This window comes from Streptomyces sp. NPDC006332 (assembly GCF_040612855.1).
In the GTDB taxonomy this organism is placed as follows: domain Bacteria; phylum Actinomycetota; class Actinomycetes; order Streptomycetales; family Streptomycetaceae; genus Streptomyces.
On record NZ_JBEXRA010000011.1, the window covers coordinates 1 to 16,091 of the forward strand.

Genomic DNA, 16,091 nt, shown 5'->3' on the forward strand with positions numbered 1-16,091 from the left:
GGGGTCCCCCCGCGCGAGCGCAGCCGAGCGTGGGGGAGTCGGCAACCGACGACAACGCGGCAGATGTGCGTGCCAGACCCCGCGTCTGCGGCGTGGTCCAAACGACAGGCCCTAGGCGTCCCGTCCGGGCCGCCGGGCCCGGTACGAGCAGAGGAGCCGTGTCCCTTCCCTGGGACACGGCTCCTCTGCTCGTACGGGAAGCGCTCTCGCTAGCTGGTCATGGCCCGGGCTCGTGCGTACACGTCGAAGACCGCCAGGGCCAGCGGGATCAGCGTGAGCAGGACGAAGCTCTCGGCGATCTCCAGGAAGCGTCCCCAGAAGGGGGTGACCCCGCGCCGGGGGGTGATCAGGCCGATCGCGGTGACCAGGGCCGCGGCGGCGGCGATGGCCGCGGCGAGCCAGACGCTGCGGATGTCGAGGGCGGTGGTGTCACCGAGGACCGCGTCGCGCAGGAAGTCCCGGGGCGGGTTCAGGGCGAGCCCGAGGCCGAGGAAGACGAGGGCGGCGAGGCCCGCGGCCAAGGTGGCGCCGACCTGCGCGGTGTAGCGGAAGAGGTGGGCGCGCATCAGCATCGCCACACCGGTGGCGAGGGCGAGCAGTTCCGCCCACACGTTGTCGGAGAAGCCGAGGACGATCGACGCGCCCACGGAGACCAGCGCGCAGCCGCCGACCAGGCCGACGAGGAGTTCGTGGCCGCGGCGGGCCTGGGCCGCGACGCGCTCGACGTCGACGGGCTCCTGCGCGGCCGGCTCGCCGGCGTCGTAGCCGCCGCGCGAGGGGTTGGGCGGTTCGAAGCCGATGGGCAGTCGCGCGAAACGCATCGACAGGCCCGGCAGGAAGGCGAGCGCGACGACGGACAGCGGGGCGCAGATGGCCGCCGTCTCGATCGGCCGCAGCTCCGTGAGGATCGCGATGAAGGTGGTGATCAGCCCGATCACCGAGGCGAAGACGAAGGCGACGAACGGGCCGTCGCCACCGGGTGACACGAGGGTGAGGACCAGGGAGGCGACCAGGACCCCCGTGCAGGCGAGCAGGAACTGCAGTCGCCCGATGCCCTCGCCGGCGGAGAGCGCGAGCAGCCCGGAACCGGCCACGGCGACGTTCGGCAACGCGCCCAGACCGAGGGCGATCGCGGAGCCCCGGTCGTCGTACACCCGCGCCCGTACGCAGGCGATGGTGATCAGCAGGACTCCGGCGACGGCGGCGACGACGCCCTGGAGGCTGTGCATGTCGTGGCGGATCTGGGAGCTCCAGGCCACGAACGCCAGCAGCGCGGGCAGGATGCCGCCGGCGACCAGGCCGCCGACCCGGGTCAACTCGCCGTTCCACAAGGTGCGGTCGCGGGTGACGGCGGCGGCCACCGCCTCGGAGACGTCGTCGATGACGGCCGGCGGCAACGACTCCGCGAACGGGCGCAGGGTGAGCAGTTCGCCGTCGAGGATGCGCTGGGCCGAGAAGGACCGCGAGCCGTCGAGGACGGTGCCGTCACGGCGTACGAGGTGGTACCCGACCGGGGCGCCCTCGTCGGGACCCTGCTGGGACAGCCGCAGGATCTCCGGGTACAGGTCGGCGACTGGTACGTCGTCCGGCAGTGCCACGTCGATGCGGCTGTCGGGCGCCACGATGGTGACCCGGCTGAAGCCGAGTCCGGTGCCCGCCCCGGAAGGGGCCTGGGTGCCCGGTCCGCCGGTCGCGCCGGCCGGCGCGGAGGCCGTCATGCTCACCTGCTGTTCCCCCTCGTCGGCGATGGGGCGGCTCGCGGTATCGCCGCGCCCACTTCCGCCCGTAAAGATCCTGTGTAGGTTGCGTCGCGCCACCCGCGCAGCCGGGCAACGAGGCCGTCGCACCCGGGAACTGCGGGGAGGCGCATGGTTCGAACCGTTGCGGATTGCCCGTTTTTTCCAGGGCGATTCGCAACTGCTCACGCGTCTCACCGGCACCCTACCGCCCGCCGGTGTCAGTGGTTGTCAGTAGGATCACGCTGCGCGATCGACGTCCGCCCGAGACGGGGCGGCGGACGAAACAACTCGGTCCGGCAAGGGAATTGGTGCGTAGTGAGCCACATCGTCGTCAAGCGCCCGCCGCGGGCACTGCCGAAGGAAGTGCCCACGGACGAGGTGATGCTCCAGGCGCCGCCGGAGCTTCCGCGCGGGCAGCAGGAGGGCGCGCTGATGCAGCTCCTGCCCATGCTCGGCATGGGCGGTTCGGTGGTGTTCTTCTTCAACCCGCAGGCCCAGCCCTTCATGAAGATCATGGGCATGGTGATGGTGGCCTCCACCGTCGCCATGGGCATCGCGATGCTGGTCCGCTACCGCCGCGGCAACCAGGGGCAGTTGGCGGACATGCGCCGCGACTACCTCCGCTATCTGTCGCAGACCCGGAGCCAGGCCCTGGACACCGCCCAGGTCCAGCGCGACGCCCAGTACTACCTGCACCCTTCGCCGGAGCAACTGTGGGCTCTGGTCGCCGAGGGCAGCCGGGTGTGGGAGCGGCGCACCGGTGACGAGGACTTCGGACAGGTGCGGGTGGGCCTCGGCCCGCAGGCCCTGGCCACTCCCCTGGTTCCTCCGCAGACCGCGCCGGTCGACGAGTTGGAGCCTCTGACCACCGGCGCCATGCAGCGTTTCCTCGCCACCCACAGCACCCTCGAGGACCTGCCGATGGCGGTCTCGCTGCGGGCCTTCTACCACGTGACGATCTCCGGCGAACCCCGCACCGTGCGCGGCACCGCCCGTTCCGTGGCCGCCTGCCTCGCCGCGCTGCACTCCCCCGAGGACATGGTCATCGCGGTCGCCGCCGGTCGGGAGTCGGCCCCCGAGTGGGAATGGGCGAAGTGGCTGCCGCACCTGCAGACCCGGGGTGCCTCGGACGGCGCGGGCAGCATGCGCCTGATCACGACCGACCCGTTGGAGCTGGAGGAGCGGCTGGACACCCTCCTGCAGGGCCGCCCCCGCTTCCACCCCGCCGCTCCGCCGGTGCCCGAGCAGCCGCACCTGGTGATCGTGCTCGACGGTGTCTCCCTGCCGCCCACCTCCCTGCTGGCCAGTCCCGAGGGCCTGCAGGGCGTGACCGTCGTGGAGGTCGTGCCGGGTGAACTCAGCGTCGGGCGCGGGGACCTGGCGGTCATCGTGCACCCGAAGGAACTGCGCCTGGAGTCGTCGCACGGCATGGTCTACGAGGGCACTCCGGACCTCCTGTCGTACGAGGCCGCCGAGGCGCTCGCCCGGCAGCTGGCGCCGCTGCGCATGGGCACGGGCGGGGACGACGGCGAACCGCTGCTCGCCAACCTGGAGTTCACGGACCTGCTGAACCTGGGTGACGCGGCCTCGGTGGACCCGCGGCGAACCTGGCGGCCGCGGTCGCAGTCGGAGCGGCTGCGGGTGCCGATCGGCCTCGGTGAGGACGGTCGGCCCGTGATGCTCGACCTCAAGGAGGCGGCGCAGGAGGGCATGGGCCCGCACGGTCTGTGCGTCGGCGCGACCGGTTCCGGAAAGTCGGAGCTGCTGCGCACGCTGGTGCTCGGTCTGGCCGTGACCCACTCCTCCGAGACGCTGAACTTCGTCCTCGCGGACTTCAAGGGCGGTGCGACCTTCGCCGGTATGGCGCAGATGCCGCACGTGGCGGCCGTGATCACCAACCTCGCGGACGACCTCACCCTCGTCGACCGCATGGGTGACTCCATCCGCGGCGAGCTGAACCGCCGCCAGGAGATGCTCCGCGACGCGGGCAACTACGCCAACATCCACGACTACGAGAAGGCCCGGGCGGCGGGCGCACCCCTGCAGCCGATCCCCTCCCTCGTCCTCGTCATCGACGAGTTCAGCGAACTGCTCACCGCGAAGCCGGACTTCATCGAGATGTTCGTGCAGATCGGCCGGATCGGCCGTTCGCTGGGCGTGCACCTCCTGCTGGCCTCGCAGCGCCTGGAGGAGGGCCGTCTGCGGGGGCTGGAGACCTATCTGTCGTACCGGATCGGTCTGCGGACGTTCTCCGCGGCCGAGTCCCGCGCCGCGATCGGCGTCCCGGACGCCTACGAGCTGCCCAATGTCCCGGGCTCCGGTCTGCTCAAGTTCGGCACGGAGGAGATGGTGCGCTTCAAGGCGGCGTACGTCTCCGGCGTCTACCGCACGAGTTCGCCGCAGTCCGCAGCACCCGGCGGGCCGCTCCCGGTCGACCGCCGGCCGGTCCTCTTCACCGCGGCCGAGGTCCCGGTGCAGTACTCGCCGATCCCGCAGCAGCGCCAGGAGGAGCCGGAAGCCAAGCAGGACGACGCGCTCGCCGACACCGTGCTGGATGTCATCGTGCGGCGCCTCGAGGCCCAGGGCCCGTCCGCCCACCAGGTGTGGCTGCCCCCGCTGGACAGTCCGCCGTCGCTGGACTCGCTGCTGCCCGGACTCGCTCCGGTGCAGGGCCGCGGCATGACCCAGCCCGGCTACGAGGGCGCGGGCCGGCTCGTCATCCCGGTCGGCCTCGTCGACAAGCCGTACGAGCAGCGGCGCGACCCGCTGTGGGCCGACTTCGGCGGCGCGGCCGGTCACATGCAGCTCCTCGGCGGTCCGCAGTCCGGCAAGTCGACCCTGCTGCGCTCGATCATCGCGTCGTTCGCGCTCACCCACACCCCGCACGAAGTGCAGTTCTACGGACTGGACTTCGGTGGTGGCGGTCTGTCGTCGGTGGCCGGCCTGCCGCACGTGGGCGGTGTGGCCTCGCGTCTGGACCCCGAGAAGGTACGGCGTACGGCGGCCGAGGTCTACGGCATCCTGACGCGCCGAGAGGAGTACTTCCGCTCGGCGGGCATCTCCTCGATCGCCGAGTTCCGCACCCGCCGCGCGCGGGGCGACATCTCGGTGACCGACCAGCCCTGGGGCGATGTTTTCCTGGCCATCGACGGCTGGGGCAACTTCCGTCAGGACTACGAGGCGTTGGAGCCGCTGGTCCTGGACATCGCCGCGCGCGGCCTCGGTTACGGCATCCACCTGATCCTCACCGCCTCGCGCTCCATGGAGGTCCGCGCGAACCTCAAGGACCACCTGATGAACCGCCTGGAGCTGCGGCTCGGCGACGCGATGGACTCCGAGTTCGACCGCAAGGTCGCCGCCAACGTGCCCACGGGCGTGCCGGGACGCGGTCAGACGCCGCAGAAGCAGCACTTCATGGCGGCCGTCCCGCGCATCGACGGTCTGTCCTCCGACACGGACCTCGCGGAGGCGACAGGGGCCCTGGCGGCCGAGGTGGCCCGGCACTGGCAGCAGCCCGGCGCACCCGAAGTACGCCTGCTGCCCAGGGAGTTCCCGGCGGCCCAGCTGCCCCCGGGCGACCGTTTCCCGAACCGTGGCGTCTCCTTCGGTCTCGACGAGGACAACCTCGAGCCGGTGTTCGTGGACTTCGACCAGGACCCGTTCTTCCTCATCTTCGGCGAGAGCGAGTCCGGCAAGTCGAACCTGCTGAAGCTGCTCATCAAGCGCCTCACCGAGCGGTACGACGGCAACAACTGCAAGCTGTTCGTGGTCGACAACCGCCGTTCGCTGCTGGGTGTCACCCCGCCTTCCCACCTGGCGGAGTACATCCCCATGTCGAACCAGATGCAGCACCACATGGACGCGCTGGCCGACCTGATGCAGCGCCGCACGCCCACCGCGGACGTCACGGCGGAGCAACTGCGGGACCGCAGCTGGTGGCGTGGCCCCACGGTGTACGTCATCGTCGACGACTACGACCTGGTGTCCACCTCGAGCGGCAACCCACTGGCGGGCCTGACGGACCTGCTCCCGTTCGCCCGTGACGTCGGCGTCCGCTTCATCATCGCCCGCTCCACGGCGGGCGCGGGCCGCGCGGGCTACGAGACCTTCATGCAGCGCATCAAGGAACTCGGCGCCCAGGGCGTCGTCCTCGCGGGTGACCCGGCGGAGGGCGACGTACTGGGCAACGTGCGGCCGCGCCCGATGCCCGCGGGGCGCGGTGTGTTCGTCTCCCGCAAGCGGGGGAAGCCGCTGGTCCAGGTGGGGCTGGTGGGGGACGGGAACGGATGACGGTCGGCTGACCGGCGGTCGGTCTACTGGGGTACGGATTGATGTGACTTGGGGTCGTGGGCGCTTTGGCGGTCACGGCCCCGAGTGGCGTTCGGGCGACAAGGCGTGGCGCTGGGGGGCGTATGCCGAGGGGTGGCGCTGTTCTGCGCGCTGGGGGTCGTCCTAACGGGTGTTCAGAACACCGTTAGTGCGCAGGGTGCGTCACCGTTCCTGATGGAGGCCCAGTTACTCCCGGCCCCGATCGCCGGGTGCTCGCTTCGGGCGTTTCGTAGGCCCAGCCCAGTGAATTGTCCTCCGCGTTCACGGTGCAAGGCGGGTGGGAGTTCGTCGCGTTCGGGGTCGTGTGGCCCGTCGCGGCGTATACGAGGGTCGCGCCGGGGGCGTCAATGAGAGGCCGCGAGTATTCCTGCTTCTGGAGTTGGACGCCCCATCCGAAGGACACAGGACGCTGAAGGGTTGACGGCTGTTGCCCGGCGCGGCGCGACCACATGATGACTACGCCGGCACCACCGATCACGTTGACCGGGCGGCCGCACCGAGAGCGAAGACGGTCCTCGGTGTACCTCGGCCAGCGAGCTGACACGCGTATGTTCACCCGCCGCCTCCGTGGGGGCAGAGCAACGGGGTGGGCGCCTCCCGCGCGCGCCCACCCCGGAATTCCGCTACAGCCGTCTTCCTACTGGAAGTAGCTGGCCGCCTTCTTGTCACCCTGCATGTAGGTACCGCCCGACGTCGCGACGACGTGGCCGATCCCCGTGAGCGCCTGGTGGATGTCGTTGGCTTCCTTGTCCCACCGGTGCAGCTTCTCGTTGAAGGTGTTCTGAGCCTCGCCCTCCCAGTACTGAAGGCTGCTCACAACGAGCTTCTTGAGCTCCTGCAGGTCCTGCTCGAGCTGGCTCGCCTCATTACCGATCTTGGTGGCGGCGACGTCGAGCCCGTCATAAGTGACTTGCAGCCCATCGGCGTTGTTGGCCATGCCTGTTTACCTCGTCTCGCTGGATGCTTGCTGGCTGCCGGATGCCCGGCGAATGTCTGAACGCCGCTCGGCTCAGTAGGAGCTGAGGGAGGACGACTGGACCGTCGGAGCGCCGTCCTGGACGTCGATCTTGCTGACGGCCGCGCGCACCTCGTCTTCCTTGCTGTCCTTGATGTTGCGCGTCGAGGTCATCGCCTCGATGACATCACCGAGGATCTTGCCGATGTTCTGCAGCGACTCGTTGATCTCGTACTGCTTCTTGTCGAACGCAGCACGACCGATTCCCTGCCACTGGCCCTCGAGGCCGTCGATCACACCCTGAAGGCCGTGCACGCGCTTCGTGATGCCCTCGTACTTCTCCAGCATCTGCTTCTGGAGTTGGACTACTGCGGCATCTTCGAGCTTCTGCTTTCCGCCGGCCATGATCACCCTTTCTGGGGCTGTTGCTGATCTGATTGTTTCGGCTCACTCTGCGCTTGTGACATCGCAACGTGAGCACGTTCTGCACGCCCCGTCCGAAGGGCACAGGACGATGAGCGGTTGACGGCTGTTACCTGGCGCGGCGCGCCCGCATGATGGCCACGCCGGCACCGCCGATCACGATGACCGCGGCGGCTGCACCGAGTGCGATCCAAAGGGTGTTGCTTTCGTTGGACGCTTCTGCGGTTGATCCTGCCGCAGAAGTTCCGCCGGTAGAAGCCTTTTCTGGGGCTTGTGACGTGCCTGAAGCAGAGGCAGAGGGTGCGGCCGGAGTGGTAGATGAGGACGAGGCCGATGATGCGGACTTTGCCAGCAGATCGCCACCGTTCTCCTTGGCCAGCGGATCGACGTTCGCAGGTCCGGGATCATACGTAGATTTCTCCAGAACTACGCGGGGACGAACACCTCCGTATCCGAGGTATTTGCTCGGTTCGTCCTCCGGCCAGTCACGGCCTGCCGTGTCGATCAGGGAACGGGTGACCTGGTTCACCGTCCAGTCGGGGTGTGCGGACCAGATCAGGGCTGCGGAGGCTGAAACGATCGCGGCTGCCGGACTCGTACCGTCCCTGTCATCGCAGTACGAGCGGAAGTTCGCATCGCACCACCCCGGGAAGTCCTGTCCCGGCGCCGTGAAGTCCACGTAGCCTCCACTCGACGAGAACTTAGACACCGTGCCAGTTTTGTCGCCTGCCGCCACACCAACTACATACGGGGACGCGGCCGGATAATCGATACGACCCCCGGCTTCACCATCGTTACCGACTGCGGCGATCAACAACTTACCCTTCGAAGCGGCGTAGTCGATAGCTGTCTCTTCGTCGGGGTCTGGCCCCTCCGCACCGAATGCCATGTTGATGATTTTTACATCGGTATCGGCGGCCGCTTTGATCGCGGCTACCGAATTGGGTGTCTTCTGCTTCTCTTCCGCCCCACCCTTCAGACCCTCAAGTTCGATCCGAATGGGAACGATCTTCGCCCCTGGCGCCAACCCCTGCAGGCCACCACCTGCTCCGGTGCCTGCGATCAGCTCGGCCATGGTCGTGCCATGGCCGGTGTAGTCGTCCGTAGCACGGTAGGAAACCGACTTGGGGACCTGATCAGTCAGGACCTGCCCCTTCAGCGACGGGGTATTTGCGTTCACGCCACTGTCGATGACAGCAACCTTCACACCCTTCCCCGTACTGACCTTCCACATCTGCTCGGCTTCCATTGGTGCCAGGTACCACTGCTTTGACTTCGCGTCGTAGGCAGCGGCATTGGGAGCGAACCCGACAGTTGTAGCCGCTAGGGCGCCGACGACCGCGCCCACAGCACGCACTCGTCTACTGCGGTGCGTTCTGTGGAATGTAGCCCGCTCGTCTCGTCGGCTGGTCCCAGACTTCATCGTGTTCGGTGTCCTCGCTCGCGCTCAGTTGACGACCGGCGGCACATCGCGCCGGGGCTTGTCGGGAAGATGGGTCTCTTCGTCTTCGACCAGATAGTCGGGACGCGTCGACCCCTGCGCGTTCCGCTCGTCACCGGGCTTCCCGTTCTGAGCTGGCCCGCGTACGAGACCGGCGCCGCCGCGCGTCATGCCGTTCCGTTCGGCTCCGGCAGCGGAATTACGTGCCGCAGCCCTGCCGGTGACAGCCTCGGGGGCACCCGCGCTGCCCCGAGGGGCGGTCGCCTTGGAACCAGGCCTCGCCGTGGACTCCGGTGCTGCTCCGAACACGCCACCCTGCCCCGGCCGACCGGTAGCGGGCCGGGAACTGGCCGCGCCCTCGCCACCGACAACCGTGCCGCGGGGAATCCTCGACCCGCCCTTCGCTGAAGCATCACCAGCGGCGGGACGCCCTCCGACGACTCCATTGGCCCGGCCGGCACCGGTCGCCGGGCCGCTACTCGCTCGTGGTGTCACCGTGCCCCCCGCACGGGGAGTACCGCCACTGATCCCCCGGCCCATCTGGGACGAATTCGATCCGGAGGTAAGTCCCTTGGCGGCAGACTGACCGGTCGACGTAGCGCGCCCCATCTGGCTCGTGACCCCCTGCCCCGTGCTACGCCCGGAGCCGGAATTAGTCAGGCCGGGAGACCCAGCACGGCCCTGCGCGGACGTGGGGGTGCGGAGACCGCCTGTTCCGTTCAAGTTCCGGCCAGACATGCCATTGGGGACCGGGGACCCGAGGCCCTCAGGCGCGGGGGTCTGGCCCCCGCCCATGGGAGGGACACCTGTGACTGTCGGCGTATGGCCAGTAGGTGCGGTCGTAGGGGGTGGCAGCGTGTTTACGCTGTCGATATTCGTACCGACAACATCATCCGGACGCGTAATCCTGCCCGCGAAGTCCTTCGCAGGCGTCGGGGTATTGCTTACGTCGTGAATGTCAGTACGGCTAGTTGATGCGACCGAGTGATGAGTCGCCGGGGTTGTTGTTCCGGTCCCTTCAGAACTATCAGAACCAGAAGAGTTCCAGCGCTGTTGCTCGGGGCGAGGCACTCCCACGCTGGGCATGCTCTTGAACGTCGGCGCCTGCAGGCTCTCCAGTTCCTGACCCGAGACCGCGTAGTACGACGCCAACCGGTTCATCTGGTTGATCGCCTCTTGGCGGTCCTTCTCCACCCGTACGGCAGCGGTGTACTCGTCCTTGTTCGCCGTCTTCTCGGCCTCGGTGAAGTGCTCGGGTCGCTTGCGGTTCGCCTCTGTGTCACGAGACGGCATGGAGCCGCGCACAGACGCCAGACCCACGGCCGCCGTAGCGAGTTGATCGCCGGCGTCTCCGGCGAATTTACTCAACTCGGTCGTGCTCGCCACGAGGTTCGTGCCCCAAGTACGGAAGTCATTACCCGACTTTCCGACCCAACGGACCTTGTCGATGTGCCCGTTGAGCTCGTCAGCCGCTTCCTTGATGGCATCGCGCGCGTCCCACAAAGCCTTGCCTGAAGATTCCAGGTCCTCGGGGTCCGTTCCCTCAACGAGATCCAGCATCTGGTTAAGAGCGAGATCCTTGCCGTCGAAGTCCGTGCTGCCCCAAACGGCCTTCTTGTTCGGGTTGGTCTCGGCAACCGTGCGCACGAGGCCGTTGACCATCGTGGTGAACAGCCCGCCACCCTGTGGCAGGTGCTCGCCCGCCCTGGTGATGTCCGTGTAAGTGTTCTCGGCATTGACCCGCTGCAGGTCCGCTTCGTGCTTGTCAGTCATCGTCACAAGCTCCAGCCGGTCTTCGAGTCCTGGGTGTGCGCCCTGTTGCTCTGCGCTTGCTCGATGTCTCGGATCTCAGCCTGGATCGCCCAGAAGCGCTGGCGCTGCTCCTCTTCGAGACTGTCGAAGCCATGAGCGGCGCCCTGCACCGCGATACCGGTCGCCTCGATCTGCAGGTGCAGGGTCTTGGACAGGGATGTGAGCTCTTGGTGCACTCGGTCGTACTGCTCGTACAGACGGTGCGCCTCAGGGAAGGTCGAGGCGTCCGGCACATTCCCCAGAGACGTCTTCCTGATCCCTTGAGCGCTCACCTTCGTCGGGTTGCCCGCCGACTCCTGAAGCTTGCGGAGCACTGCATCCACCCGATTCACGAACGTAGTCAGCAGTTCGCCACTGACCTCCAGGTCCGCTGCTCTGCTCGCCGACGCGCCCCCCGAACTGTCCGGCAGCCCCACGACGCTCCTCCCCCGTTTCCCCGTACTTCCATCGGCCCCCATCAAGCCGGGACCGACCAACCACTCGCCGTACGATCGCAAAGCGAGCCATGCCTGACAACGCTTTTACCACTGTAGTCAACCTGTACAACGGGACCAACAGCGGTGTGTGTTAAGTCCGTTACGAGACCGCGGCAGGCGCGAACCTTTGCCCGTTTTGCGCGTTCACGTCAGCTGGTTGCGTGAACCCCTCACGGTGCGGACCCCAAGGCGCTGACCAATCGTGACCTCTGTCTCCGCCACCAAACAGCCCCGTTCGCGATCTTCATCAAACTTCTACACGCGGGCGATCACGACTCCGCAGCAACCTCCCATTAACACGAACAGGCTTGCTAGCGTGCTGCGCACTCCGCGCGATCACCAGAAGCAGGCAGGAGCCACACAGGAGCCACAAGAGTTCAGCATGACCACGGGGAAGAGCACGGTCACGGGGAAAGGTGCCGCACATGGCATGGGACGAGTGGGATCAGCTCAAGTCGCAGGCTGCCGAACGAGGTTCGACAAACATGCGTCTGAACCAGCTTGCGCCAGACGGCGGCGGAGGCGGCGGTGACCTGGTGGTGAACCAGGATGACCTCGGCGCCGTCGGCCATGAGGCTCATGGGCTGCATGGTGACCTGCACGGTCAGGCCGACGTGGCCGGCATGGGGGTGGACAAGCACGGTTCCGGCAGCACGATGCAGGCGGCAACCGAGCTGTCCAGCTCGAACTTCGCCTTGGGCGACAGTCTCTCGCTGACCGTTGAGATCTGGACGAGCCAGGTGAAGTCGCTGCTCGATGCCTGCGCTGCCATATCCAACCATCTTGACTTCTCGAAGAAGTCGCATGCGAACGACGATGCGGAGATCGCGGCGGCGGTCAAAGGCCGGGATGGTTCCGGCAGGTCGGTATCGGAGCTCAGCAAGTACTTCAAGTAACGGGGGCTGTTGTGTCCGGCATCACCATGACGAACTTGTCCGAGGTCAATCTCGGGAAGCTGACAGCTTCTGTCGCCGACTGGAAGAAGATCGTCGACAATCTCAAGAAGCTCGCAGACAGAGCCGAGAAAGGCCTGCTCGCTAAATCGGAGGGAGCCCGATGGGCCGGCGTGAACTCCGACGTGACGCGGGAGTTCGTGAAGAAGACAGCCAAGGAGTTCGCAGACGCCCATGCCGAGGCCTCAAGCATCTACCAGGTCCTCGACGACGCCTGCACCGAACTCGTAGCACTCCAGAAGAAGTTGAACTCCGCCGTTCACACCGAGGCGCCTGGGCTGGGACTGCGAGTGAATGACGTAGGCGACGGAAAAGTCCACGTCTTCTACCCGCATGATCGCACCACCGACGACACGCACACAGAGGCTGAACTCAACACCGCTCAGGAGCTCGCCGATCGCATCGCCGAGATCATCACCCAGGCACGAGAGATAGACGACTCCGTGAGTCGGGCGCTGCGCAAGACCCACGGCAGCGACGAGTTCAACTTCGGTCACCAGAACTACACATCGCTCGATGACGCCCAGGAGCAACGGGCCGAGGAGCTCGCGAAGAAGAGCCTGGCGCTCTACAAGGAGGGCAAGGAGCTCTCCACGGAGGAGTTGCGGGAACTTCAGACCCTCATCAAGTACAACGCAGACGACAAGGAGTTCGCGACCGATCTGTACCGAGGCCTCGGCCAGGAGGGGGCGCTGCGGTTCCAGGCCCAGCTCTCACTCGACGGCACAGCGGAAGGCGGGGAGCAACTGCGTCTCGCCAGGAGCATCCAGGACAGCATGGGCACGGCGCTCGCCACCGCGACTCCCGGTCTCGGCGACAAGTGGACCGACGAACTCATGCGCGTCGGACGCAGTGATCTTGATCTGCAGATGCAGGGCAACCAGGTGGCACCCAAGGGGTACCAGGTGCTTGGCACGCTGTTGCGGCACGGGGAGTACCCGAAGGGCTTCCTCGACAAGGTCGGCAAGGACATGATCGCGTACGAGCGGGAAGGCGGATCGTGGGGGCGCCCCGATGGAAACTACGGGGGCATGAAGAACTTCGGCCTGAACGCCGACACAGAGGGCGGCCGCGGGTGGGATCCGGTCACGGGTCTTCTGGAGGCCTACGGGCACAATCCGGACGCGGCCACAAGTTTCTTCAACGCCGACGTCGCGGGCCCCGGCAAGCAGATGAGCAATCTGGACTACCTGATGGGCATGGGTGCGGACGGCAAGGGCGACGGCGCCCGACAGTGGATTCCTGACATGACCTCTCCCATGGCGGCCAAGGACCCGGTGATCTACGGGAAGGACGCTCTGGGGCACGCTCTTGAGGCGGCGGTGTCCGGACTTCCGTACGACCACGGTGACGTCGGTGCCCACCCCGAACACAGCCAAGCGCGCCAGGACATCATGAACCAGGTCATCAACGCGGTTGCCGCTGATCCCAAGTTGGCCGACGACACGATGGGCGACAGCCTCGGACGAATGGCTGGCGAGTACATGCCCGAGGTCAATTCCACGTTGAGCCAGTCCGACGAATTCGACGATCTCTACGGCAGTCCGACCAAGTTCACCGACGCGCTTGCCACCGCGGAGTTCCTTGACACCGTCGGCAGGAATCCGGACGGCTATGCCGAGGCCACCCTGGGGGCGGAGAACTACTCGGCCGGGGTGATGCAGGACGCCAACGCGCACCCGGAGAGGTACGCCGGAACTCCAGCGGAGAACCTGAAGCACATCGCGTACAACACCGGAACGGTGGAGGGCCTCCTCTCAGGGGCTCGACACGACCAGATCGTCACCGGGGGCCAGCAGAGCGACCAGGACTACAACGATGCGTTGCAAAAGCGAGCGGACATGTTCAACACCGCTTTCGGTTCCACTGTCGGTCTGGCCACCGAGCGCGTGCCCATCGCCGGAGAGGTCATCAACGGTGTCACCGAGGTAGTCGTCGGCGAGGTGGTCGAAGGAGCAGAACGGAACACCTCTGCCGAGACTGCTCACACTGCGGGAGAGTCCTCCTTCAACGCCCGCCAGAACGCTCTTGACCAGGCATCGAATGGACTGCAGGTCGCCGGCACCCCGGCTGGCGTGGATCCGACGGACATGCGTCGCGACGTGACACAGCAGACAGGTGAGGGCTTCGACCACGGCAAGGAGCTGCAGCGGGAGGCCAAGGACCACTACAAACGCAATCCTCCGAAATGACCTTGGTTCGGTAATAGTTGACAAAATTTCGTAGAGCAAGCGACCAAGCAGGGATGACATGAGCGTCGGAAGAATGTCCGGCAGAGCGAAAGCGCTCTGTGTCGTTGTCGTACTGGCGGCCCTCGGAGCGGGCGTCTACTTCTGGTCGGCCCGCTCTGACGAAGGAAAAGCCGACGCGCTCAAGGCCCCGTCCAAACCGTGTTGGAACGGGACACCGAACCAGGCCACCCTGCAGAAGCTTCTCGGCCGGGGCAGCAAGCTCCTGCATCAACAGGATGACTTCCGGGTCGTCTCGGAGCACTTTCCGAGCCATTGCGAATACGAAGCACAGAGCGACGGCTCTCTGGACACTGTTCTGGACGTCGACATCGCATGGAACGACGACACTCCTCCAGCCGACGAGCTCCCCACGGCCGACGCGCGGGGGGACGAACCTCGCACTCGGATGGACATGGGCGTGCTCGCGTATTACCTCAGGGCCTCGCAGGTGGTGTTCTTCGAGTGCATACCCGATCTCCCTGACGACGCACCCGCGTACAGGAAACGGGACAAGTACATCAAGGTCGATGTCCTGGCACGGCCGATGAAGGGGAGCGACCTGTCCGCGGCCGAGGCCCGCAAGGTCGGCGTGGACATCATGCTCCAGCTGGCGCGGGACGTTGCCAAACAGGGGGGCTGCAAGAACGACACCAATCTGCCTAGTTCGGTTCCTCCGATCAGCAAGGCGAATTGGCCTGGGTACGAAGGTTGACCTCTCCCGTGCGTTGGCGTTCCGACGCCGCATGATTCACGCGGCGTCGGACGGGGAGTTCAAGAGCTCGCCGAAGACGCCAAGGACAACCGCAAGAAGGGGCTGACAGGACGAGTGGGACGGGGATGAAGACCACCTTCACCCGCGGCTTCGCCGACAACTAAGCGCGCAGGTGAACCCATTCGGGTGATCGTCACTGGCACACCGACCCCCCCGGGGCACCTCAGGCGAGGCGGCCACGGTTCCGGCCGTCCGGGGTTCGGATGGGGGCCATCCTGTCGGCTACTGCTGTCTGTCACAGTGCGCATCCCCTGCGAACCTTCACGTCCGACAATCTACGCGCAGCGGACATGGCTCAAATTTTCCATGGTCTGGGTTGCTAACTTGATCGGCCACCACACCATCGAAGCTGCAGCGCCCCTCCGAGGCGAGGACCGGCAGCCGAGCACTCGGGGGAGAGATCACGCATGGCATGGGAAGAGTGGGATCAACTCAAAGCTCACGCGGCGGAGCGGCAGTCGGCCCACATGCAGTTGAACCAACTCGACCCAGGTGATGGCGGACGCTACGTGCCGCCGAGCGGCTACGGCGATCTGAAGGTCAAGAACGAGAGCCTCACCAAGATCAGCAAGTCCGCCCACGACCTCTACAACCAGTTGTGGGACAAAGCCCGCGTAGCTGTCGCCCCGAGTGACAGCGCAGCCTCCGACCTGTCGAAGCAGGGATTCGAGCTCGGGGCCGGACTGCAGCACGTGTCGAACCGGTGGGACCAACAACTCAAGTCCTTGATGGACGCCTGCGCCCAGATCTCGAATCACCTTCAAGTCACCAAGAAACTGCATGCCGGCGACGAGAACTTTATCGAGCGTCAGATGAGCAGCATCGACCTGCTGGATGCCGGCTTCGACGAGAGGGTCGGGCAGCCCGGCGACAAGAACCCCGTCTATGGGAAGAAGGACGAGAAGAAGGAGTAGCGGCGCTTGGGTGCCGACGCCGCGTCCTTGCGATGCGAGCTGGGTT

At 66.5% G+C, this 16,091-nt stretch carries 11 protein-coding genes; 5 read left to right on the forward strand and 6 right to left on the reverse strand.

All coding sequences use genetic code 11. The annotated features are described in order from the left end of the window. Positions 1 to 209: 209 nt before the first annotated feature. Positions 210 to 1,718 (reverse strand): type VII secretion integral membrane protein EccD, encoded by a 1,509-nt coding sequence (gene eccD / locus ABZ027_RS12535; protein WP_356767257.1) that lies wholly within the window; start codon positions 1,716 to 1,718, stop codon positions 210 to 212. Positions 1,719 to 2,054: 336 nt separating this feature from the next. Between eccD and eccCa the strand changes: the two genes are divergently transcribed. Further along, positions 2,055 to 6,029 (forward strand): type VII secretion protein EccCa, encoded by a 3,975-nt coding sequence (gene eccCa / locus ABZ027_RS12540; RefSeq protein WP_356767259.1) that lies wholly within the window; start codon positions 2,055 to 2,057, stop codon positions 6,027 to 6,029. Positions 6,030 to 6,705: 676 nt separating this feature from the next. Here eccCa and ABZ027_RS12545 read toward each other — a convergent pair. The 5 genes from ABZ027_RS12545 to ABZ027_RS12565 all read right to left on the reverse strand — a co-directional run bounded on the left by ABZ027_RS12545 (position 6,706) and on the right by ABZ027_RS12565 (position 11,115). Then, positions 6,706 to 7,005, reverse strand: a complete 300-nt coding sequence (locus ABZ027_RS12545) for a WXG100 family type VII secretion target (protein WP_356767261.1) — start codon at positions 7,003 to 7,005, stop codon at positions 6,706 to 6,708. A 72-nt stretch (positions 7,006 to 7,077) separates the two neighbouring features. Then, complete coding sequence (locus ABZ027_RS12550) at positions 7,078 to 7,428, reverse strand: WXG100 family type VII secretion target (RefSeq protein WP_356767263.1); 351 nt, start codon at positions 7,426 to 7,428, stop codon at positions 7,078 to 7,080. Positions 7,429 to 7,555: 127 nt separating this feature from the next. Continuing rightward, positions 7,556 to 8,794, reverse strand: a complete 1,239-nt coding sequence (locus ABZ027_RS12555; protein WP_356767265.1) for a S8 family serine peptidase — start codon at positions 8,792 to 8,794, stop codon at positions 7,556 to 7,558. 99 nt (positions 8,795 to 8,893) lie between these two features. Next, on the reverse strand, positions 8,894 to 10,660 hold the full coding sequence (locus ABZ027_RS12560; protein WP_356767267.1) for a hypothetical protein: 1,767 nt from the start codon (positions 10,658 to 10,660) through the stop codon (positions 8,894 to 8,896). Positions 10,661 to 10,662: 2 nt separating this feature from the next. Next, positions 10,663 to 11,115 carry a hypothetical protein gene (locus tag ABZ027_RS12565; RefSeq protein WP_356767269.1) on the reverse strand — a complete coding sequence of 151 codons (453 nt, stop codon included), beginning with the start codon at positions 11,113 to 11,115 and terminating at the stop codon, positions 10,663 to 10,665. Positions 11,116 to 11,600: 485 nt separating this feature from the next. Here ABZ027_RS12565 and ABZ027_RS12570 point away from each other — a divergent pair, with 485 nt between their 5' ends. From ABZ027_RS12570 to ABZ027_RS12585, 4 genes are all read left to right on the forward strand, one after another. After that, the gene (locus ABZ027_RS12570) at positions 11,601 to 12,071 is read left to right on the forward strand and encodes a hypothetical protein (RefSeq protein ID WP_356767271.1); all 471 of its coding nucleotides are present in this window, start codon (positions 11,601 to 11,603) and stop codon (positions 12,069 to 12,071) included. Between the two features lie 11 nt (positions 12,072 to 12,082). Further along, positions 12,083 to 14,320 (forward strand): DUF6571 family protein, encoded by a 2,238-nt coding sequence (locus tag ABZ027_RS12575; protein ID WP_356767273.1) that lies wholly within the window; start codon positions 12,083 to 12,085, stop codon positions 14,318 to 14,320. Positions 14,321 to 14,378: 58 nt separating this feature from the next. Further along, positions 14,379 to 15,071, forward strand: a complete 693-nt coding sequence (locus ABZ027_RS12580; protein ID WP_356767275.1) for a hypothetical protein — start codon at positions 14,379 to 14,381, stop codon at positions 15,069 to 15,071. Positions 15,072 to 15,538: 467 nt separating this feature from the next. Then, the gene (locus ABZ027_RS12585; protein WP_356767277.1) at positions 15,539 to 16,045 is read left to right on the forward strand and encodes a hypothetical protein; all 507 of its coding nucleotides are present in this window, start codon (positions 15,539 to 15,541) and stop codon (positions 16,043 to 16,045) included. Positions 16,046 to 16,091 lie beyond the last annotated feature (46 nt).

What these genes read in the sequence shown, in the direction of transcription:
- eccD (WP_356767257.1), bottom strand. Translation starts at nt 1,718, where the DNA reads ATGACGGCCTCCGCGCCGGCCGGCGCGACCGGCGGACCGGGCACCCAG.
- ABZ027_RS12545 (WP_356767261.1), bottom strand. Translation starts at nt 7,005, where the DNA reads ATGGCCAACAACGCCGATGGGCTGCAAGTCACTTATGACGGGCTCGAC.
- ABZ027_RS12550 (WP_356767263.1), bottom strand. Translation starts at nt 7,428, where the DNA reads ATGGCCGGCGGAAAGCAGAAGCTCGAAGATGCCGCAGTAGTCCAACTC.
- ABZ027_RS12560 (WP_356767267.1), bottom strand. Translation starts at nt 10,660, where the DNA reads ATGACTGACAAGCACGAAGCGGACCTGCAGCGGGTCAATGCCGAGAAC.
- ABZ027_RS12570 (WP_356767271.1), top strand. Translation starts at nt 11,601, where the DNA reads ATGGCATGGGACGAGTGGGATCAGCTCAAGTCGCAGGCTGCCGAACGA.
- ABZ027_RS12580 (WP_356767275.1), top strand. Translation starts at nt 14,379, where the DNA reads ATGAGCGTCGGAAGAATGTCCGGCAGAGCGAAAGCGCTCTGTGTCGTT.
- ABZ027_RS12585 (WP_356767277.1), top strand. Translation starts at nt 15,539, where the DNA reads ATGGCATGGGAAGAGTGGGATCAACTCAAAGCTCACGCGGCGGAGCGG.